Origin of the sequence: Sanguibacteroides justesenii (assembly GCF_003204205.1) — a bacterium.
Lineage (GTDB): Bacteria > Bacteroidota > Bacteroidia > Bacteroidales > Marinifilaceae > Gabonibacter > Gabonibacter massiliensis.
In genome coordinates, this window is the sequence record NZ_QJPL01000001.1 from 284,659 (window position 1) to 304,506 (window position 19,848).

Here is a 19,848-nt window from a genome sequence, read left to right on the forward strand (position 1 = left end):
TGTTTATTGCATAGGTAATTGATATTCAAAATAATAAACCAAACAAATTATTAGAAAATGAAAAAATTAGTATTGATGTTGGTGGTAGCGGTTATGTTGTGTGGTACAGTAAACGCTCAAAGTATGTTTAAGTCAAGAGTGGAAGGTGTTACAGGAACTGAATTCTATTTCGGACCGAAATTCGGCTTTAATCTGTCTAATGTCCATAATTCTGAAATGGATAATAAATTCAGTTTTCATGTAGGTGCGTTTGCGGAGTTTAAATTCAATGACTTTTTCGGTTTACAACCCGAGTTATTGTACTCCAGGCAAGGAGCTCGCGATAAGGTTGGGGGAGTGAAAATAAAATCAAGATTAAATTATTTGAATATCCCGGTGTTAGCAAAATTCTACGTGTTGGAAGCTCTCAGTATCGATTGCGGTCCTCAATTGGATCTCGTGTTGAACGGGAAGCATGTGGCTAAGCAGGGAGGAACTACCGTGAAAGAGAAAATCCGGAAATTAAATACGGTCGGACTGACTTTTGCTCTCGGAGCTACTTACCATTTCGATATGGGATTGATGGTATCGGCCCGTTATAATTTAGGGTTGAGCAACGCGATGGACAAAGATACGTTTGGAGATAACAACCAGAATAGATTGTTTCAACTCTCTGCCGGTTGGAGATTTTAATCGGGAACGAGATAAACAGGAAAACCGATCCGTCGAGATCGGTTTTTTTATTGCCTCAGATTTCTTCGGGTCAATATTTCCGGAGTGTGCAAATACGAGGGAAGATACTCTTTTCTATTGGCCCGGGAGGGACATATGTCTATGCCTCCGCGACGAGTATATAAACAACTGACGGAAAGTATTTCCGGATGAAACAGGTCCCACAGGCGTTTATAGGTCATCTCGCATATCTCTTCGTGAAAATGGTTCTCGTTTCGTAAAGAGACGATGTATTTCAACAGGGAAACGGGAGAGGGCAGTTGTTGCGCCTTTATCCAGACGTACAAGGTTCCCCAGTCCGGTTGTTTGGTAATCTTACAATTGCTTCTTAACAGATTGCTATATACTTTTATCTCTCCCCCGGGTTGGATTGTCTGTCGAAGTAAGGCAGGAGCCTCGTTGTATTCCGTAAACTCTGTCTCCTGATTTAACGGAATTTCTTCCAGTAGAGTATAACCTTCAAAATCAAACGGTATGCGATCAGGAAGTTTTTCATGAAAACAGACTTGAACGGAGGTGTTCAACAATTCTTGCAGGTCGGATTGAACGGTTTGAGTAAATAACCTGATCCCCTCGGAAACGTTCTCTCCCAAACGAGCCATATTAAAGGAGTTCAAGTAGAGCTTCAGGGACTTGCTCTCCACCAATTTTTTGCTGGTGGAAGGGTATACGATTTTAAGCACGCCACAAACGGGAAGTCCTTTTCGGGTGATGAAACCTGCTTCATAAGCATGCCAGGTATCGTAACCGCAAAAAAGTTCTTCCGGTTGACGAATGTCATACATTTCCCGGTTTAAGCTACGAGGAACAGGGACGAGTATCGACGGACAGTAATCCGTGGGATAAGCGACCTGTTGCCCCAGTACTTTGGCTTCAATTTCCATGATCAGAAATTTTGCATGTTGTATAGTTTGGCGTATACGCCGTTTAGGGCGAGCAATTCTTCATGGCGTCCCCGCTCTACGATCTCTCCCTCATGGAATACGCAGATCAGATCTGCATTTCTGATCGTGGAGAGCCTGTGGGCAATAACAATAGATGTTCTGTTCTTCATCAGGTTATCTAACGCATCCTGAACCAATTTCTCCGATTCCGTGTCTAAAGCCGAAGTCGCTTCGTCCAAAATCATGATCGGAGGATTTTTCAGAACGGCTCGCGCAATGCTTAACCGTTGCCGTTGACCTCCGCTTAGTTTACATCCCCGATCCCCGATTACGGTTTGATAACCTTGTTCGGTTTGTAGGATGAAATCGTGAGCATTGGCTATACGGGCGGCGTTTTCTATCTCCTCTCGCGTAGCCTGTTCCACCCCGAAAGCGATATTATTGTATATCGTATCGTTAAACAGAATAGGGTCTTGGTTGACATTTCCCATTAATTCCCTCAGGTTGTGAAATGTCAGATTGCGAATATCGATGCCGTCGATAGTTATGGCTCCGTTATTGACATCATAGAATCGGGGCAATAAATCCACGAATGTACTTTTCCCCGAACCGGATTGACCGACGAGGGCAACCGTTTTGCCTTTGGGGATGCAGACATTGATATTTTTCAGTACCTGTTTGCTGTCATTGTAAGAAAAACGGACCTGTTTATATTCTATGCTCGTTTGAAACTCTTCGAGTCGTTGCGGTTCTGCCGGTTCTTGAATAGAGGGTTGAGTGTCCAGGATCATATCGATTCGGTCCATGGCGGCCAAACCTTTTTGTACGCTGTAATAGGCGTTCGTTAAATTTTTAGCCGGATTTATGATGGAGTAGAATAAGGCGATATAGGCGATAAAGGCTTCTGCATCTAAGGCTCCCCGGTGCTCTAATACCAATGATCCACCGAACCAAAGGACGATAACAATGACGATGGTACCTAAAAATTCGCTGACCGGATGGGCTAATGACCGACGGCGCATCAGCCGGTTTTGGATACGACGGTAGGACTCGTTCTCTTCCGAGAATTTGCTTTTCATTTTTTTCTCCGCACTGAAGGCCTTGATGATACGTAATCCCGATAAGGTCTCTTCCATTAATGATAATATTTCTCCCATTTTGTTTTGTCCTTCCCAGGAGTGACGCTTGAGATTCTTACCGATTTTACCGATCAATCCTCCCATGATAGGGAGTAAGACAAAGACAAACAGGGTCAATTGCCAACTCATGATCAGCATGGTTGTTAAGTATACTATGATTAGAATTGGACTTTGAAATAGCATATCCAAGGAGCTCATTACGGAAGCTTCCACCTCTTGCACGTCTCCCGTCATACGGGAGATGATATCCCCTTTGCGTTCTTCCGAGAAAAAAGGCAGAGGCAGGGATAATATTTTGCTGTAAATTTTACGGCGAATGTCTCTCACGACGCCGTTTCGGATATAGATCAATTCGTAGGCTGCCAAATAAGCAAATCCGGTTTTTAGAGCAGTCGCTATTACGGCGAGAAGACCGACAAAAATCAAGGTCGTCGAAGGGCCGAAGGCGTGTTTGATTTGCGTGATGTAATAATAGAAATTATTACTGACGGCCTCCTTGGTGAGCGCATACGGAACAAGCTCGTGTACGTCCTTTTGATTGTCGAAAATAATTCCCAATACCGGCATAAGCATAGCGATAGCCAGACTACCGAAAAGGGCATGCAGGAAATTGAAAAGAATACTTTTAGTCAGCTTCAGTTTATAGGGAGGAATAAACCTTTTGAATATAGTGAGTAGATCGTGCATATTTACGGAGTTATATATTACCGGATTCAATCCGGTAATATGATTCAGATTCCTGTATAGTTCGAAGGAGTGATTCGTTTTAGCTTCTCTTTCAATTCCGGAGATACCTCTAAGGTATCGATAAATTCGGCAATCGATTGTTGTGTCACCTTACTATTCGTTCGCGTCAGGGCTTTCAGTGTTTCATAAGGGTTCGGATAGGCTTCGCGGCGCAAAATCGTTTGTATGGCTTCGGCAACGACCGCCCAGTTTTCCTCCAGATCAGCTTCTATGGCCGTCTGGTTGATAATCAGTTTGTTCAATCCTTTAAGGGTGGATTTGAACGCGATAACCGTGTGGGCTAACGGAACACCGATATTCCGAAGGACGGTGGAGTCGGTCAGGTCCCGTTGTAAACGGGAAATCGGTAATTTATTGCTCAGGTGGTCCAGTATGGCGTTGGAGATACCCAGATTCCCTTCCGAGTTTTCAAAATCGATAGGATTCACCTTGTGAGGCATAGCCGACGATCCGACTTCTCCTGCTTTTATGCGTTGTTTGAAATAAGCCATAGAGATATAGGTCCAGAAATCCCGGTCCAGATCGATGACGATATTATTGAGGCGTCTTAAATTATCGCACACGGCAGCGAAATTATCGTAGTTTGAAATTTGAGTTGTATATTGTTCTCTTTCTATTTTCAATTTTCCGGTCAGGAATGAATTGCCGAACTCCGTCCAATTGATTTCGGGGTAGGCGATGTGGTGGGCATTGAAATTGCCGGTAGCTCCTCCGAATTTTCCCGAACAAGCGATTTTTTTCAGCAGATCCAGTTGTTTGGTCAGACGATAAACAAATACTTTAATCTCTTTTCCCAAACGGGTAGGAGACGCCGGTTGACCGTGTGTTTTGGCTAACATGGGAATCTCTTTCCACTCTTCGGACAGCTCTTCCAATTTGGCGATCAGTTCGTCGATCAAAGGATAATAGATATCGTGTACGGCGTCCCTGAATGAACAGGGGACGGCGGTATTGTTAATGTCCTGGGAGGTCAATCCGAAGTGAATGAATTCTTTGTAATGTTGTAAATGGAGTTCGTCGAATTTGGATTTGATAAAATACTCCACGGCTTTCACGTCGTGATTGGTTACTTTTTCGATCTCTTTGATTTGTTCCGCGTCTTTAACGGTAAAATTCAGGTATATCTCTTTTAAATTATCGAATAACGTGTGATCAAAGTCTTTTAATTGGGGAAGAGGGAGTTCGCATAAAGCGATGAAATATTCGATCTCGACCATTACTCTGTAGCGAATTAAAGCGCTTTCAGAAAAATAGTTTGCCAATCCTTCTACTTTATCTCTATATCTTCCGTCAATAGGTGAAATCGCTGTTAATGATTGCATAGTATAATTTATTTTTAAATGAACACATCTATAATGGAATTGAGGAAAAACTCTTGAATGCAAAAGTATAAAAAAATGGGAATTGTTGCTTGAAAATAGAGAATAATCAAAAAAATAGCATAGATTTACGGTAGTTTTTTAAGGATTTTGAGCGTATGGCTTTTTTTCAAGGGTTATGGTTCGGTATAAAAAGTTACGGCGCAGCGGGACGTATATTATTTAGCCGTCCGTTCCGTTGGTTTATGGTTTTTCCTTTGGCCGCAGCTTTTGTTCTATTTCTTATCGGAAACTATTTTGCGGTCTCTTGGGGGGAGAGTTTATCTGATATTGTACAACGGCAAGTTACCGCTTGGATTGCCGGAATTTCCTGGTTGGACTGGTTGAACAAAGGGGTCGGTTTTATCATTCGCATTTCGATCCGGTTGTTCTATTTCTTTTTGTTTGCTGTCTGGGGAGGGTATATCGTCATGGTTGTGATGTCTCCGGTGTATTCCTGGTTATCGGAACGCGTCGAATCCCGCCTTTCCGGAGTTCGTTATTCTTTTAGCTTTAAACAATTGCTGTGGGAAATCGGGAGAGGAATATGGGTTGCCGTGAGGTGCATGTTGTTTCAAACCGTGTTGATGCTCTTTTTATTTTTCGCGTCGTTTCTTCCCGTAATCGGTTTGGTTACTCCCGTTTTGACCTTCATCGTGTCCGCTTATTTTTACGGTTTTGCCTTTATGGATTACGCGATCGAGCGGAAGCGTTTCAAGGTAAGGGAGAGTATGTGTTATATGAGACAAAATGCCGGGGTCGTTATCGGGATCGGGGCTATTTTTGCATTATCGTTGGCGATTCCTTTTTTACGGGTGATCGCTTGCAGTATAGTTTCTATGTTTTCCGTGGTTGCGGGGACCGTTGTGGTTGAAGAGTATATAAATACTGGAAATCGAATAAAAGGCAGGTAGCCTATTTTGAAATTTATAATAATGAATGATGAGAAAATTCGTATTGATTATCGGTTTGTTGTGTTGGTTCTTTTCCGGTATGGCAGAAGAGAAGAAAAGTATCATTTTTAAAGTGGATATAAAGGATGAGATCGGGCCGGGGGTATGGCGGTTGGTAAAGCGTTCCTACGAAGAGGCGGACAAAGCGAATGCCGATTATATGTTGATACACATGAACACCTATGGCGGAATGGTTGTTTATGCCGATTCGCTGCGGAGCCTGATACTGAATGATAAGCGTCCGAGCTGGGTTTTTATAGATAATAATGCGGCTTCGGCAGGAGCTTTGATTTCGTTGGCTTGCGACCGGATATACATGCGGGAAGGTGCTAATATCGGGGCAGCTACGGTCGTAAATCAAACGGGGGAGGCTATGCCCGATAAATATCAGTCTTATATGCGTTCCATGATTCGTTCTACGGCTCAAGCACACGGTATGGATACGATTGTGAACGGAGGGGATACGGTCGTGCGTTGGAAACGGGATCCCCGGATCGCGGAAGCTATGGTGGACGAACGGATTGCGATAAAGGGGGTAACCGATAGCGGTAAGATTGTGACTTTTACTCCTCACGAGGCGATAAAATTCGGTTTTTGCGACGGAATTGCGGAGAACGTAAGCGAGGTCGTTAGGAGCGAGGGAATTTCCGATTACGAAATAAAGGAGTATCATGCGACGGGAATGGACAAATTGATCGGTTTTCTGATCCATCCGATCGTACAAGGTATTCTGATTATGATCATTATCGGAGGAATTTATTTCGAATTGCAAACTCCGGGAGTCGGTTTCCCTTTAGTAGCGGCTTTGGCGGCCTGTGTACTCTATTTTGCTCCTCTGTATTTGGAGGGATTTGCCAATAACATCGAACTGATCATGTTCGTAGTCGGGGTGATCCTGCTTTTGACTGAGATTTTTGTCATTCCCGGGTTCGGAGTTGCCGGCATATCGGGGATCGTCTGCATAATAGCCTCTTTGGTATTGGCCGGGATCGATGACGTATCATTTGATTTTTTCCATGATTTCATTCGTGCGATTATTCGTTCCATCTTTTTTGTCATAAGCTGTTCTTTGATCTCCTTGTTCGGTAGTATATGGTTGAGTCGTAAATTATTTGCTTCCCGGAGGTTGGGATGGTCTTTGCAGGCCGAGGAGACGACGGATTCCGGTTTTGTCGGGGTGGATATGACGGCGAAACAGGAGTTGGGTAAGGAGGGCATTGCCGAAACCGATTTGCGTCCGGCGGGTAAGGTGTCTGTCGACGGTGAGCAATACGATGCGGTTTCCAATTTGGGGATGTATATCCCTAAGGGAAACCGGGTAAAGGTCGTGAAATACCAGGCAGGACAGCTTTATGTGGAGTCGGTGAAAGAATAAATCTTCCTTGTCTTTTTTTATTTTCACATCATACTGTTTCAATCCTTCGCAAGTCATGAAGATAATTGAAAATAATACCGGAAATTAATTTTTAAATATATTAAACGGATAACCGATGAAAACAAATCGGCAAGAACATTCGTTTCAGATGCTGTATCGGATGATGAAGCGGAAGCTTTTGTCTGCCGCGACAGCTTATTTTCGATCGTCGATACTTTATTGAAAAGAGGAATTCGATAATGGGGGAGACAATCCGTAGTTTTACTCCTTTAAGAAAAGCTCTGAGTTGAAATACAAAAACGAGGTTCTGCGGAAACCTCGTTTTTTTGATTAACGGTATTTAAAATCAGAATTGCAGCAAAACGGCACCGCAGGAGTATCCTCCGCCGAAAACGGTAAGGGCTACGAGATCACCGGTTTGAACCCGGTGCAGGTTTTGGGACAGGGCGATGGCGCAGCTCGGACATCCCGTGTTACCGATCTCTTCTATATTGGAGAGGATACGCTCTTCAGGAAAATCTATTTGACGGGCGATGCTGTTCATGATTCGTTTATTGGCCTGATGGGGAGAGATAAAAGCCAGATCGCTTATCTTCTTTCCCTGACTGGATACGATCTCTTGGAGAGACTCTATCATATAATGGCAGGCGTTGATGAATACGTCTCTTCCTTCCGGCATGCCGATGCCTCCGTGCCGGGGCCGGAGGTAAACGGCCGTATCGGCTTTGCTTATATCTCCCATACCGCAGGTATATATATTCAATATCTTTGCATCTTTCCGGTTGTAATTATTGGGGGAGATGGCTATGGCAACGGCTCCGTCTCCCCAAAGATGACCGCTTTGAGGACAGTTTTCGTTACTATATGCCGTATTGTGCTCGGAAGCGATAATCAGGGCCTTGGATGCTTTCTTCATGGCAAAGTAGCCTTCTGCTATTTCCATAGCGTTGATAAAAGAGGAACAAGCTGCAGTAACGCTTAGACATCTGGCATTGTGTATTTTAAATTCCCTCTGTACCATATGGGCTGCTGTGGCTACCGTATCATAGGGTGAATACGTGGCGGCAACGATCAGATCGACCTCTTCAATCGAGTAAGGAAGGGTTCGTTGTAGGTTCCTGACGGCTTCAATCGCCATGGTATTCGTGTTCTCCGCCGCGTTTGCCTTGCTTCGGTTTTTTATCCCTGTTCGAGTATAAATCCACTCGTCATCCAAACCGTTTACAGGCTTGAAATAAGAGTTGGGAACTCTTTCCGTAGGTATATAATGTGCAAAATTGTTGATAAATAATTCCATGTAAAATAATTATTTCTTTATGATACCGTAAAATAGAATACGAGTATATTCATTAATAATCCGATCTATAGGTTCATGTTCATATCTTCGGATAAAACCGAATTCGAGACTTTTAAGAACGGGTTGTAAAAAAGCGGCAAATGTTTTCGAATCGCTAACGTTAAAAATTTCACTTTGAACCCCTTCCTTAAAAATATCTTCTAATAATTCCAGCTCCTTTGCATCTATATTTTTCCTTAAAATTTCAATTCGACTGTTGTTATATAAAAATGTTTTTTTGATGTATTCACTATTACACATTAATTCGGCGATCAAATGAAATCTTTCTTTAATATATAACTTTAGTCTTTTATCGGCTGGCAAGGCCGTTGCTGTTGCCTTTATCAACTTTTGATGAATCATTTCTATTTTTTGATTGACAATCTGATTGAAAATATCCTCTTTGCACTTGTAATAAGTGTATAGCGTGCGGCGACTGATCTTAGCGGCACTTGCAATATCTTTCATTGTTGTTCGATAAAAACTTAATTCTGCGAACAACTTCTGTGCCACGTCGATGATTCTTGCTTGAGTTATTTTTAATCTCGATCTCAATTAATACACACTTTTGATAATGTGTGCAATTATAGCTCTTTTTTTGAAGATATAAATAAAAAAAATGGGGAAATATTATTTTTCTATTTGAGATAATTTCCTTACAAGGTATGACAAAAGTCATGTTTTTGTAGAATTTCGCCTCCTATATTCGCGGCCTGATTTAGAAGGCGCTGTTTTTTACAGGCCGTGATGTTTGTAGTAGTATAATTAAATTAAAAATTCGAATGGCATTTTCGTTGATGAAAGAAAAACCTTTCACGAAAGAATGGTTTAAAACGTATGCTTTGTTAGTCGGCGGAGCATTTGTTTTGGCATTGGGATACAGTTGTTTTATGGCTCCTTACAAGATTGTCCCGGGGGGAATATACGGTATTACCATCGTATTGCAGCATATGTGGGGATTCCCGATCGGTATGGCGGCACTCTGTTTTAATCTGCCGTTGAGTCTGTTGGGGATGAAAGTTTTAGGACCGCAATTTGGTGTTAAAACGTTTGTCTGTTTTATTTTGGTGGCTGTATTTGCCGACAGTATACCGGCTATACTTTTGACGTTGATGGGAGAGCCTATTCCGGTTAACGGATTGTTGGATCCGTTTAAATTGGGAGATGAGGTTCTGTTAGCTTGTATTTTCGGCGGTGTCGTTATGGGAGTAGGAGTGGGAATGATATTGAAAACCAGGGCCTCGAGCGGGGGTACGGATGTGCTTTCGAATATATTGCACAAGTGGACGCATCAGCCGTTAGGGCAACTTCAGATGACCGTGGACTCCTGTATTGTCGTGTTCGGTTTCCTGATGTTTCAGGATTGGAAGGTACCGATGTATTCTTGGTTAGCTATATTTCTGATGGGTAAAACGATAGACGTCGTGTTGCAAGGATTTGCGAATGAAAAGACCTTTTTTATTATATCGGATAAAGTAGAAGATATCCGTCATTTTATTTTGACGGATATCAAACGCGGGGGATCGATCGTTCCGATTCAGGGCATGTATAACCGGACGGAAAAAGAGATGATCATGACTATGGTTAACCGTCGTGAAATGGCGACTCTGCAACGGGCTATTTACCAAATCGATCCGAATGCTTTTGTGACGATTCTGGATGCGAAAGAGATATTGGGAAAAGGATTTAAGAAATTGAATTCCGAGTCGTAAAGTTTTTGTAAAAAAGTACGAATCAGTATAGAAACGTCGTTTTTTATGGAAAAACGACGTTTCTTTTATTTAGGTCCATCTCGTGCGTTCCGGATAATCCGTTTTGGAGGCTTGTTGTGTCTGGTATAAATGATCGGATCACTCCTGTACGGATTTTGTTTTAGTTAAAATTATTTTTTGCTTGTAACTATTCACGATATTTGTTCGTCATAGGATTGAATTAAAATAAAGCGTATGATGAAATCAGGAGTATTGATCGTATTATTCGTCTGTATGTGGCAAGGGATACGGGCCGGAGTGAATGAGGTGAGAATATTCGGGGAGGTTACCACGGTAACCAATAGAAAGGTTGTGGGATATATTTCTTGGGGGAAAAGTAACTTATACTGGGTGGATTTATTCACGGCCATGAAAATAAATAATCCGTATACCTCTTATTTTAGAGGAAAAGATTCTGTTTTATTAAAAAACGAGGTCCATGCAGAGCCGGGGATTCATATTTTCTCTTGCCGTTTTGGTAATATAAAAAGTATTCGTCCGACAGCTAACGATCGAATTGAATTGCAAATAAAAAATGGAAATATCATCGAGTTACGAAAAGGTTCGTTTCACGATATAGGAGAGGATATCGGGATTGAGAAAAAGAACGGAGAGTTCGAGATTCTTTCTTGGGAATTGATAAGTGAAATTAAATTCTATGCGGCTCCAGAAGATTTTTCGGCTCCCCGGGATGTGCCTATTGCCGGTATTGTAACGACCCCATACGGAAAATTTAAGGGAATCGTCCGGTGGAATAGAGATAAAAATTCTTTAAGACAGACTATTAGCGGGTTGATTGGAGAGTATGGCGCAAGAGTCGCTTTTTCCAATGTCGTGTCTGTTCGAAAAACGGGTTCGGTAAGTGTCGTAAGTTTAAAAAGCGGCAGGGAGATAAGTATGTGGGGGGAAAGTGATGTGAATGATGAAAATAGGGGAATTTTTATCAATATGGCATCTGTAGGACAAGTACGCGTGGAGTGGCCTGATTTTGTCTCTTTCGAAACGGTTGCTTTGGAAGATATAAAACAAATGGAATATGAGGATTTCTCGGAACCTGTTCGATTGAGAGGAAGTGTAAAAGATCGTAACGGTAGGATAATAGAGGGGATTTTGGTGTATGATTTGGACGAAGCGATGGATTTTGAATTATTGGAAGGAAGGAATGGGAATACGGTTTACGCGTTGCCTTTTCGTTATGTGAAAAAGATTGAGCCGAAAAATTATGAATACACTTGGGTGGAGTTAAAGAACGGGATAAAATTGATCTTGGGAAAATATAGCGATGTGAATGCTAATAATGAAGGTGTATTACTTTTCAGAAAAGGAGAGAAACCGGAATATTTTCGCTGGCGAATGATAAAGCAGATTGATTTGTGGGGAAGCGGTATACCTGAAATGAAGATGAAATGACAAGAGTAGAGTATAATCGATCGGTAGATGATATTTCGGATGGTTTGTTCCGTTTTCTTTATAAGGCATGTCGTTCGAAGGAGATGGCGCAGGATATCGTGCAGGACAGTTTCCTGAAATTATGGGAAATGCTATCTGTGATTGAAAAGAGTAAGGCGAAATCGTTTCTTTATACTACGGCTTACCACCGAATGATAGACCTTCTTCGGCGAGAATATAAATATGGCGATATTGAAGAGATCGGTAGTCGGTTTTCGGAAGAGAGTAATAATCCGCCCGATTTACAGGATGTATTGGATTCGGCGTTGGCGAAACTACCTACCATACAAAAGACGGTGGTGTTATTGCGGGATTACGAATCCTATTCTTATCAAGAGATTGCGGAGATTACGGGATTGAACGAGACGCAGGTGAAAGTATATATATTTCGAGCCAGAGCTTATATGAAAGAGTTTATCCGTAGACCTGATTTGGTAATTTAAGGAGGGAGATATGATAACAAAAGAGAATTACGAGAGTTACTTTATTGACTACCTGGAGGGCCTATTGCCGGAGGCATTACAAGAAGAATTGGACGATTTTTTGTTCAGGCACCCGGACTTACGCGAGCAGATGGAGGGAATAGAACAGGTAAGATTAACACCTCCTTTGTTAAAATGGGAGAAAAAATCTGCCTTGAAACAAGAGAATCGGAACGGGAGGATGGATTATTATGCTATTGCTGTTTCCGAGAATGTTTTAACTGAGGATGAACGGAAAAGGGTTGAGAAGGAGATGGGTGAAGAGAAGTTTCGTGAGGTAGCGGCTGTTTATTCTCGATTAAAAATGATTCCGGATCTCTCTATTCGTTATCCGGAAAAGAGAAATTTATACCGGTGGTCCGGGTGGCTGTACGGAGTGGTGCGTTACGGGGGTGTTGCTGCCCTTGTATTGATTCTGTTCGGGATTATATTTTATTGGATGGGAGAGGATAAAGCGGGAGAAAGTCACTCTTCTCCGATTGTTGCTCGTTTGGAGAGTAGAGAAATTGCGCATAAAGCGCCCGCAATACCGGCTATACTTAAAGATAGTTCCTTGGCAAAGCCCGAAGCGACGGTTCCCGTCCGGTATTTGCAGAAACGGACCCCTCCATCTGTCGATAAACCGATACAAACTGTTCAGCGGATTGTGGCCATGTCGACAATTCCGGCTGATGGAGATATAGCTATTGGCCGGGAGATCATTTTGATCCCTAAGGCGGATTTGCAGGCTATGAAACCTGGGATTACCTTCGATCAAATTGCAGAACAGGACAAAAAAGACTACGCGTTGACATCGGATTTGAAAATTGAGGATAATTTTCTGTCTAACTTGATTCGGGCGGGAAAAGACTGGAAGGAACGTTTCAAGAATAAGGATCGGAAAGAGTATGTTTTGTGGTAGATAACACGATTATAAATAAGATAAAAATTTGAATTATGAAACTGATAATTATTGTCTGTGTGTTTTTGTTGGAGTGTATTACGGCTTCTGCTCAAAAAGATTCCGTTGTGATACGTGATTCTTGGCATAAGAGAGATTCGGTTAAAGAGAGAAGTCAATCCAAAGATTCGATCGGGAAAGAGGAGGAGATGATCGTTTGGGATACACTCGTAAGGCGTCCCAAAGAGAGTGTTCGGGTCTTTGGAACGACCTATGAAATAGAGATGTTTGATGATAATCAAAATGACAATTCTCGTTTTACCGGGCATTGGAGAGGGTTTTATTTCGGGTTTGTAAATTTTGGGAATACCGATTATTCCGAATACGGAGGGGATCGTTTTCTGACGTTGGATTGGGCTAATTCATTTACGATGCAATTTAATCTTTCTCAGTTTTCATTGCCGGTGAATTTGAATTTCGGTTTTGTTACCGGTTTGGGTTTAGAGTACCAGCGCTTGCGTTTTGACCGTAACATTACCCTGCATAAGGATGAAATGGGGCAGTTACAACCCCTTCCTCTATCGGAGTTAGGAATCGATCGTCCCAAGAGAAGTACATTTAAAATTTTATACTTGACCTTGCCTATCCTGATGGAGTATCAATATCGTCTGAAAAATAAAAATATATTTTACGTGTCTACCGGATTTATGGGGGGACTTCGGCTTCACTCCAAGACTAAAATCGTTTATAAAAGCGATAAGGGAAATAAACGGATACGAAAAGATTCGGGAAGTTACGGAATGGCTCCGGTTAAGGTGGACTATGTGTTGAGAATGGGTTTCCGGGGGATCAGTCTCTGGGGCGGTTATACTTTGACTCATTTGTTTAATACCTCTACGGCTCCCGGGGTTCATCCGTATTCCATCGGATTTGGTTTTATATTATAATTGTAGCGATTCTTTCATATTAAAAATCGGGAAGTTTTTCAATTTCCCGATTTTTTAAATACCTCTATGGCCCGGTTAAAGATACCGTGCAGGTAGGCGATGGTCATGCCGTAATTACTGACCGGTATTCCAGCGTCGATGGCGGGTTGAAGTCTGTTTTTTAATTGTTTACCGGTAATCATACATCCTCCGCATTGGATGACCATGGCGTAGTCCGTGACCGGCCGAGCGATGTTATCCAATCCCGCGATAAAATCAAAGGTAAATGTTTTACCGGTATAGGTTTGTAGCCAGTGCGGGATTTTATGGCGTCCGATATCCTCGCAGGAGACATGGTGAGAACAGGATTCCAGCATGAGTATGCGGTCTCCTTCTTTCAGATTCTCAATTTGTCCCGTTCCTTGCAAGTAAGCTTCGAATTGCCCCTTATGCCGGGCCAAGACTATACTGAAACTGGTCAGGGGTATCTCTTCGGGTACGATGGCTGCTACTTTTTTAAAAACCTGGCTGTCTGCGATGGCTAATCTGGGACGTATCCCTGTTTTTTGTAGAAAAGTGGCAATCTCCTCGGGTTGTAAAACAATGCTTGTACAGTGGTTATCCAAGATATCCCGGATCATTTGTACTTGCGGTAAGATTAAACGCCCGGCCGGAGCTTCGGAGTCGATAGGTGTTATCAATAAAACGACATCTCCGGGGGAGAGTAAATCCCCGATTAAAGATTCCGGTCCTTGTTGTTGACTTTTCCACACCTCTTTCAAAGCTTCGATAACGCGATGATTTTGCCGGGAAAGCGTCGAAAAATCAATAACAGGGCAGCGATATGCTTTTACTAATTTGTTTTCAAGTGCGGGAAGCAGGGATTCTTCATCACTTTTGTTATGGAGAACGATAAAAGGTATTTCTAACTTTTGTAAATCGTTGATTAACGACTCTTCTTCCTGTCCGAATCGGTTATGGGCGATTACGACTATGGCGATATCGGCTTGAGTAATTGCGTTTCGGGTTTTTTCTACTCTTTTTTTTCCGAGTTCTCCGGAATCGTCAATTCCTGCCGTATCCATAAAAATAACGGAGGCGAAATCCGGAATTTCATAACTTCTTTTAACCGTATCGGTTGTGGTTCCTGCAATTTCAGAAACAATAGCTATCTCTTGTCCCGTTAACAGGTTAATGAGAGAACTTTTCCCATTATTTCTGCGTCCTAACAGGACGATATGTAGTTTATTTTCTTTTCCCATCATGTTTTATTACCTATACATGTCAACATCTTCTTTGGTAATGGTCTGACCGCATAAAATGATCAAACGTTCTACGACATTGCGTAGTTCCCGGATATTACCCGTCCAATCGCATCCTTTTAAGGCTTTTATGGCATCCGGGGTAAGCGTTTTGGTGGCAATACCCATTTCCGAACAGATCTCACTGATAAAATAATTGGTTAAGGGCTCGATATCTTCGATTCTTTGGTTCAACGGCGGAACGTCTATGATAATGACACTGAGGCGGTGGTACAGGTCTTCCCGGAAATTTCCTTTTTCAATTTCCTGCTTCAGATTCTTATTGGTAGCGGCAATCACCCGTACATCCACATTGATATCCGTGTCTCCTCCGACCCGTGTGATCTTTTGTTCTTGCAGGGCACGTAGTACTTTTGCCTGGGCACTTAAGCCCATATCACCTATTTCGTCCAGGAACAGGGTTCCCTCGTTAGCAAGTTCAAACTTTCCCTTTTTCTGTTTTATGGCAGAAGTGAAGGCTCCTTTTTCGTGTCCGAATAATTCGCTTTCGATCAGTTCGGAGGGAATTGCGGCACAGTTGACTTCGACAAAGGCGTTATTCCGGCGATTACTGAGTTCATGGAGTTGACGGGCGACCAGTTCTTTTCCGGAACCGTTCGGACCGGTAATTAAAATCCGTGCATCCGAAACGGCTACTTTCTCGATCATCGAGCGAACATGATTGAGAGCTTCGGAATTTCCGATCATCTCGTATTTTTTACTGACTTTATTTTTCAGCGTTTTGGTTTCGTGTATAAGCTGATGCTTGTCGGTCGCGTTTTTGATCGTGATCAGTAGACGGTTCAGATCCAAAGGTTTCTCGATAAAATCATAAGCGCCTTTTTTAATCGCCTCGATGGCTGTGTCTATCGTACCGTGTCCGGAGATCATGATAACGGGGGTATCGACGGAAAATTCCTTGATGCGTTCCAAAACCTCAATCCCTTCCATCTTCGGCATCTTAATATCACAAAAAACGATGTCCGGTTTTTCCGATTTCACGGTTACCAGTCCTTCCATGCCGTTTTCTGCCAAAAGAACTTCATGTCCTTCATACAGTAATATGTCTTTCATTGAATTCCGAATGCTACGTTCGTCATCAATTACCAATATTTTTGTCATATTTTTCCTTATTTTTTCCACAGTCTTGGCAAAAATAACGAAATAAAACGAATCGCCGGTAAAAGCCTTTTTATTTTATTGTAAAAATGTAAGGATAAATATTTACAGGTAGATTTAATTTATGAGTGATGGAATGTTTTTTAACCGGGTACGATGGTGAATTCAGGAGAAATAACTACATTTGGGAAGATTGAACGGAGGGGTAATGGAAGGCTGAATTAAAAATGTTTGTATGAGACGATTGTTATTGTTGCTTATCGTTTTTTTTGTTGTAATGGATGGGAATGCCCAACGTAAAAAGGTGGGTTTGGTATTGAGTGGAGGCGGTGCTAAAGGTGTGGCTCATATTGGGGTACTGAAAGTGTTGGAAGAGGCCGGGATACCGATAGATTATATTGCGGGAACGAGTATGGGGGCTATCGTGGGAGCTTTGTATGCCATCGGGTATGATGCTCATATCATGGATAGTTTGGTACGGAAGCAAGATTGGATTTTTTTATTGAGTGATAAGGTATATCGTTATAATTTGCCTTTTTCTGAGAAGGAGGTAAATGAAAAATATTTGATTTCGATCCCGATTAACAATAACCGGGAGATAAAAATGCCTTCTGGTTTTATTAGCGGACAAAATATTTATAATCTTTTTTCCGATTTGACGATCGGTTACCATGATTCGTTGAATTTTGACCGGTTGCCGATCCCTTTTGCCTGTGTAGCCAGTAATTTGGTGGACGGTAAGGAGGTTGTACTGGATAGAGGTAGTTTGCCCTTATCTATGCGGGCAAGTATGGCTATTCCCGGTGTTTTTGCCCCGGTACTTAAAAATGGTATGGTATTGGTTGACGGTGGAATCTCCAATAATTTTCCGGCAGATTTGGCTAAGCAAATGGGGGCTGATATTTTGATAGGAGTGGATGTACAAGCCGAGTTGAGGGATGCTGAAGGGTTGGAATCCGTAACGGGTATTATCGATCAAATGACCTCTTTTTTGGGGATTCAAAAGTACGAGGAGAACAAGAAGTTATTGAACGTGTATATAAAACCGGATGTGGCTCCTTATTCGGCGGCGAGTTTTTCCCGGGAGGCTATCGATACGTTGATCATGCGCGGGGAACGGGTTGCCAGAAGTCAGTGGGATGAGTTGATTGCTTTGAAGAAAGAGATAGGAATAGGGGAAGAGGCAAAGGAGGAAAAAGAGATAGAGAATAAATTACTTGAAAGCGATACGATTTGGGTGAATCGGATTGTCATTAAAGGTATTGATGAACGGGATGAAAAATGGCTGAAGAGAAAAATACGATTGAAAAATTATACCCGTATTACTACGTGTGATATACATCAGGCTATTGCCGAGTTATACGGGACGGGAGCGTTCGCTCATGTCAGTTACCGTATAACCGATGCTCCCAATTATAATTTGGAATTGATTCTAAAGGAAAAATCCATGAGTTCGTTGAATCTCGGATTCCGTTTCGATACGGAAGAGATGGCGGCTATTTTATTGAATACGACCATCAGCCACCGGACCTTGCGAGGCTCTCGTCTCTCTTTAACCGGTCGGCTGAGTAAAAACCCGTACGTACAATTGGATTACTCTTTAGGGAATACTTTTTTAAGGCGTTTTAATATTTCCTATATGTTTAAATACAATGATTTGAACATATATGTAAAAGGAAAGAAAGCAGATAATATAACTTATACGTTTCATCGGGGAGATTTGAGCATTTCGGATATCTATTTTAAGAATTTAAAGTTTCAACTGGGTTTGCGGTATGAATATTTTGATTATGACGCCTTTTTGTACGCGGATCGGGAGCATAACATAAACGTGGAACCGGAAGGATTTTTCATTTATTACGGGCTGGCTCACGTCGAGACTTTTGATAAGCGCTATTATCCCACGAGAGGGAGTTCTTTAAAGGTGGATTACTCTTTTTACACGGATAATTTTGTGAATTATAATGGCGGGACTCCTTTCTCCGCTTTGGGGTTTGATTTTACTTCGGTTATTTCAATTACTCGACGGGTAAAGATGTTACCTTCTATTTATGGTCGGATTTTGATAGGAAAGAATGTTGCTTATCCCTATATGAATGCCATGGGGGGAGAAGTTGCCGGAAGATATGTCGCACAGCAATTGCCTTTTTATGGAATACAAAACTTGGAGCAATTCGAAAATTCGCTTGTCGTGGCTAAATTGCATTTCAGGTATCGTTTGGGAATGAATCATTATGTTTCTTTGATTGGAAATTATGCCAAGCAAAAAGATAATTTCTTTGATATTTTGAGTGGTGATGATATATGGGGTGGCGGGGCCGGTTATTCTTATGACAGCATCGTGGGACCTATAGATGTCACTTTTAGTCTGTCAAACTGGACGAAAAAATTAGGTTTTTACTTTAGTTTAGGATATTATTTTTAATGGAATAAAATGAGGAACTGGATATTGATTGTCGGATTCCTGTTGGTTGTCGTCGGTTGTCGTCATCAGGAATACAAATTTATGGAGGGGAAAATATACGGGACTTATTATTCTATCTCTTACGAGAGTGTGCTGAATTACGATACTGTTATCATAAAAGAGATGGAACGGGTAAATTATTCTCTTTCTATGTTTAACCCTCGTTCCGTGATTGCGAAGATCAATCGCGAAGAAAGCGATCGGGTCGATTCGCTCTTTGTCAGGATGTTTATTCAAGCTCAAAAAGTGTATGATGCGACGGAAGGAGCCTTTGATATTACCGTGGCTCCGTTATCCAATGCTTGGGGATTTGGATTTAAGAATGAGCGTTTGCCTTCGGCAGAGAAAGTGGATTCTTTATTGCAATATATCGGAATGGATAAATTGACTTTGAATGGTATGCGGCTTATCAAGGCCATAGAGGGGGTACAGCTTGATGCAAGTTCTATCGCTAAAGGATTAGGGGTCGATTTGGTGGCCGATTTTTTAGATAAAAAAGGAGTAAAGAATTACATGGTCGATATCGGAGGTGAAATCCGGGTACGGGGAATAAGCAGTAAGAAGCGTGCCTGGAGGATAGGAATAGACAAACCCGTGGATGATGTGAGTGCTTCCACGAGGGAATTGCAGGCTGTGGTCGCCATAGAGAAGGGAGCTTTGGCAACCTCTGGCAATTATAGAAACTTTTATGTGGTAGACGGGAAAAAATACGCCCACACGATCAATCCGAAAACGGGTTATCCGGTTCAACGGGATATATTGAGTTCTTCCGTGTATGCTCCCACCTGTATGGAGGCGGATGCTTATGCTACGGCTTTTATGGTTATAGGGAAAGAAAAAGCTCAAAAAATCATAGAAAAAGACACAGAATTGGAAGCTTGTTTCGTATATTTGGACGACAAGGGAAAACAAGGAGTGTGGATGTCCGATGGGTTTAAAAAATTGATCGTCTCGGAGTAAATTTTCAGAGAAA

General features: G+C 42.0%; 17 protein-coding genes. 10 read left to right on the plus strand and 7 right to left on the minus strand.

Going from position 1 to position 19,848, the window contains the following annotated elements; genetic code table 11:
* The first annotated feature begins 57 nt into the window (after window positions 1-57).
* Window positions 58-672 carry a porin family protein gene (locus DMB45_RS01315; RefSeq protein WP_041504960.1) on the plus strand — a complete coding sequence of 205 codons (615 nt, stop codon included), beginning with the start codon at window positions 58-60 and terminating at the stop codon, window positions 670-672.
* 47 nt (window positions 673-719) lie between these two features.
* Here DMB45_RS01315 and DMB45_RS01320 read toward each other — a convergent pair whose 3' ends face one another.
* Genes DMB45_RS01320 through purB form a run of 3 tightly spaced genes read right to left on the minus strand, consistent with a single transcriptional unit; the run spans window position 720 to window position 4,803 of the window.
* Window positions 720-1,595, minus strand: a complete 876-nt coding sequence (locus DMB45_RS01320; protein WP_041503843.1) for a 7-cyano-7-deazaguanine reductase — start codon at window positions 1,593-1,595, stop codon at window positions 720-722.
* 2 nt (window positions 1,596-1,597) lie between these two features.
* Window positions 1,598-3,421, minus strand: a complete 1,824-nt coding sequence (locus DMB45_RS01325) for an ABC transporter ATP-binding protein (RefSeq protein ID WP_041503842.1) — start codon at window positions 3,419-3,421, stop codon at window positions 1,598-1,600.
* 44 nt (window positions 3,422-3,465) lie between these two features.
* On the minus strand, window positions 3,466-4,803 hold the full coding sequence (purB, locus tag DMB45_RS01330; RefSeq protein ID WP_041503841.1) for an adenylosuccinate lyase: 1,338 nt from the start codon (window positions 4,801-4,803) through the stop codon (window positions 3,466-3,468).
* 155 nt (window positions 4,804-4,958) lie between these two features.
* Between purB and DMB45_RS01335 the strand changes: the two genes are divergently transcribed.
* Complete coding sequence (locus tag DMB45_RS01335; protein WP_041503840.1) at window positions 4,959-5,753, plus strand: EI24 domain-containing protein; 795 nt, start codon at window positions 4,959-4,961, stop codon at window positions 5,751-5,753.
* Window positions 5,754-5,778: 25 nt separating this feature from the next.
* On the plus strand, window positions 5,779-7,167 hold the full coding sequence (locus DMB45_RS01340; RefSeq protein WP_236684954.1) for an NfeD family protein: 1,389 nt from the start codon (window positions 5,779-5,781) through the stop codon (window positions 7,165-7,167).
* Between the two features lie 346 nt (window positions 7,168-7,513).
* Here DMB45_RS01340 and DMB45_RS01345 read toward each other — a convergent pair whose 3' ends face one another.
* Both DMB45_RS01345 and DMB45_RS01350 read right to left on the minus strand, forming a co-directional pair.
* On the minus strand, window positions 7,514-8,464 hold the full coding sequence (locus DMB45_RS01345; protein WP_041503839.1) for a 3-oxoacyl-ACP synthase III family protein: 951 nt from the start codon (window positions 8,462-8,464) through the stop codon (window positions 7,514-7,516).
* A 9-nt stretch (window positions 8,465-8,473) separates the two neighbouring features.
* On the minus strand, window positions 8,474-9,016 hold the full coding sequence (locus DMB45_RS01350; RefSeq protein WP_160289147.1) for a TetR/AcrR family transcriptional regulator: 543 nt from the start codon (window positions 9,014-9,016) through the stop codon (window positions 8,474-8,476).
* A gap of 269 nt (window positions 9,017-9,285) precedes the next feature.
* On the opposite strand from DMB45_RS01350, the gene DMB45_RS01355 reads away from it, so the two are divergent.
* From DMB45_RS01355 to DMB45_RS01375, 5 genes are all read left to right on the plus strand, one after another.
* On the plus strand, window positions 9,286-10,215 hold the full coding sequence (locus DMB45_RS01355; protein ID WP_041503837.1) for a YitT family protein: 930 nt from the start codon (window positions 9,286-9,288) through the stop codon (window positions 10,213-10,215).
* A 234-nt stretch (window positions 10,216-10,449) separates the two neighbouring features.
* Window positions 10,450-11,664, plus strand: coding sequence for a hypothetical protein (locus DMB45_RS01360; RefSeq protein ID WP_041503836.1), 1,215 nt, complete (start codon window positions 10,450-10,452; stop codon window positions 11,662-11,664).
* Window positions 11,661-12,146: an RNA polymerase sigma factor gene (locus tag DMB45_RS01365; RefSeq protein ID WP_041503835.1), complete on the plus strand. Its 486-nt coding sequence runs from the start codon at window positions 11,661-11,663 to the stop codon at window positions 12,144-12,146. Before DMB45_RS01360 ends, DMB45_RS01365 begins: the two co-directional genes overlap by 4 nt.
* Before the next feature lie 10 nt (window positions 12,147-12,156).
* Entirely contained in the window at window positions 12,157-13,086 is a 930-nt protein-coding gene (locus tag DMB45_RS01370) for a hypothetical protein (protein ID WP_041503834.1), read from the plus strand.
* 35 nt (window positions 13,087-13,121) lie between these two features.
* A complete protein-coding gene (locus tag DMB45_RS01375; RefSeq protein WP_041503833.1) occupies window positions 13,122-14,012 on the plus strand; it encodes an outer membrane beta-barrel protein in 891 nt (296 codons plus the stop codon).
* A 38-nt stretch (window positions 14,013-14,050) separates the two neighbouring features.
* Here DMB45_RS01375 and hydF read toward each other — a convergent pair whose 3' ends face one another.
* The gene (gene hydF, locus DMB45_RS01380) at window positions 14,051-15,256 is read right to left on the minus strand and encodes a [FeFe] hydrogenase H-cluster maturation GTPase HydF (protein ID WP_235375082.1); all 1,206 of its coding nucleotides are present in this window, start codon (window positions 15,254-15,256) and stop codon (window positions 14,051-14,053) included.
* 6 nt (window positions 15,257-15,262) lie between these two features.
* Window positions 15,263-16,414: a sigma-54-dependent transcriptional regulator gene (locus tag DMB45_RS01385; RefSeq protein ID WP_041503831.1), complete on the minus strand. Its 1,152-nt coding sequence runs from the start codon at window positions 16,412-16,414 to the stop codon at window positions 15,263-15,265.
* Between the two features lie 232 nt (window positions 16,415-16,646).
* On the opposite strand from DMB45_RS01385, the gene DMB45_RS01390 reads away from it, so the two are divergent.
* Entirely contained in the window at window positions 16,647-18,836 is a 2,190-nt protein-coding gene (locus DMB45_RS01390; protein WP_041503830.1) for a patatin-like phospholipase family protein, read from the plus strand.
* 9 nt (window positions 18,837-18,845) lie between these two features.
* Window positions 18,846-19,835, plus strand: a complete 990-nt coding sequence (locus DMB45_RS01395) for an FAD:protein FMN transferase (RefSeq protein WP_041503829.1) — start codon at window positions 18,846-18,848, stop codon at window positions 19,833-19,835.
* Window positions 19,836-19,848: the final 13 nt, after the last annotated feature.

Coding starts and splice junctions, on each gene's coding strand:
- DMB45_RS01315 (WP_041504960.1), top strand. CDS start 58: ATGAAAAAATTAGTATTGATGTTGGTGGTAGCGGTTATGTTGTGTGGT.
- DMB45_RS01320 (WP_041503843.1), bottom strand. CDS start 1,595: ATGGAAATTGAAGCCAAAGTACTGGGGCAACAGGTCGCTTATCCCACG.
- DMB45_RS01325 (WP_041503842.1), bottom strand. CDS start 3,421: ATGCACGATCTACTCACTATATTCAAAAGGTTTATTCCTCCCTATAAA.
- purB (WP_041503841.1), bottom strand. CDS start 4,803: ATGCAATCATTAACAGCGATTTCACCTATTGACGGAAGATATAGAGAT.
- DMB45_RS01335 (WP_041503840.1), top strand. CDS start 4,959: ATGGCTTTTTTTCAAGGGTTATGGTTCGGTATAAAAAGTTACGGCGCA.
- DMB45_RS01340 (WP_236684954.1), top strand. CDS start 5,779: ATGATGAGAAAATTCGTATTGATTATCGGTTTGTTGTGTTGGTTCTTT.
- DMB45_RS01345 (WP_041503839.1), bottom strand. CDS start 8,464: ATGGAATTATTTATCAACAATTTTGCACATTATATACCTACGGAAAGA.
- DMB45_RS01355 (WP_041503837.1), top strand. CDS start 9,286: ATGGCATTTTCGTTGATGAAAGAAAAACCTTTCACGAAAGAATGGTTT.
- DMB45_RS01360 (WP_041503836.1), top strand. CDS start 10,450: ATGATGAAATCAGGAGTATTGATCGTATTATTCGTCTGTATGTGGCAA.
- DMB45_RS01365 (WP_041503835.1), top strand. CDS start 11,661: ATGACAAGAGTAGAGTATAATCGATCGGTAGATGATATTTCGGATGGT.
- DMB45_RS01370 (WP_041503834.1), top strand. CDS start 12,157: ATGATAACAAAAGAGAATTACGAGAGTTACTTTATTGACTACCTGGAG.
- DMB45_RS01375 (WP_041503833.1), top strand. CDS start 13,122: ATGAAACTGATAATTATTGTCTGTGTGTTTTTGTTGGAGTGTATTACG.
- hydF (WP_235375082.1), bottom strand. CDS start 15,256: ATGATGGGAAAAGAAAATAAACTACATATCGTCCTGTTAGGACGCAGA.
- DMB45_RS01385 (WP_041503831.1), bottom strand. CDS start 16,414: ATGACAAAAATATTGGTAATTGATGACGAACGTAGCATTCGGAATTCA.
- DMB45_RS01390 (WP_041503830.1), top strand. CDS start 16,647: ATGAGACGATTGTTATTGTTGCTTATCGTTTTTTTTGTTGTAATGGAT.
- DMB45_RS01395 (WP_041503829.1), top strand. CDS start 18,846: ATGAGGAACTGGATATTGATTGTCGGATTCCTGTTGGTTGTCGTCGGT.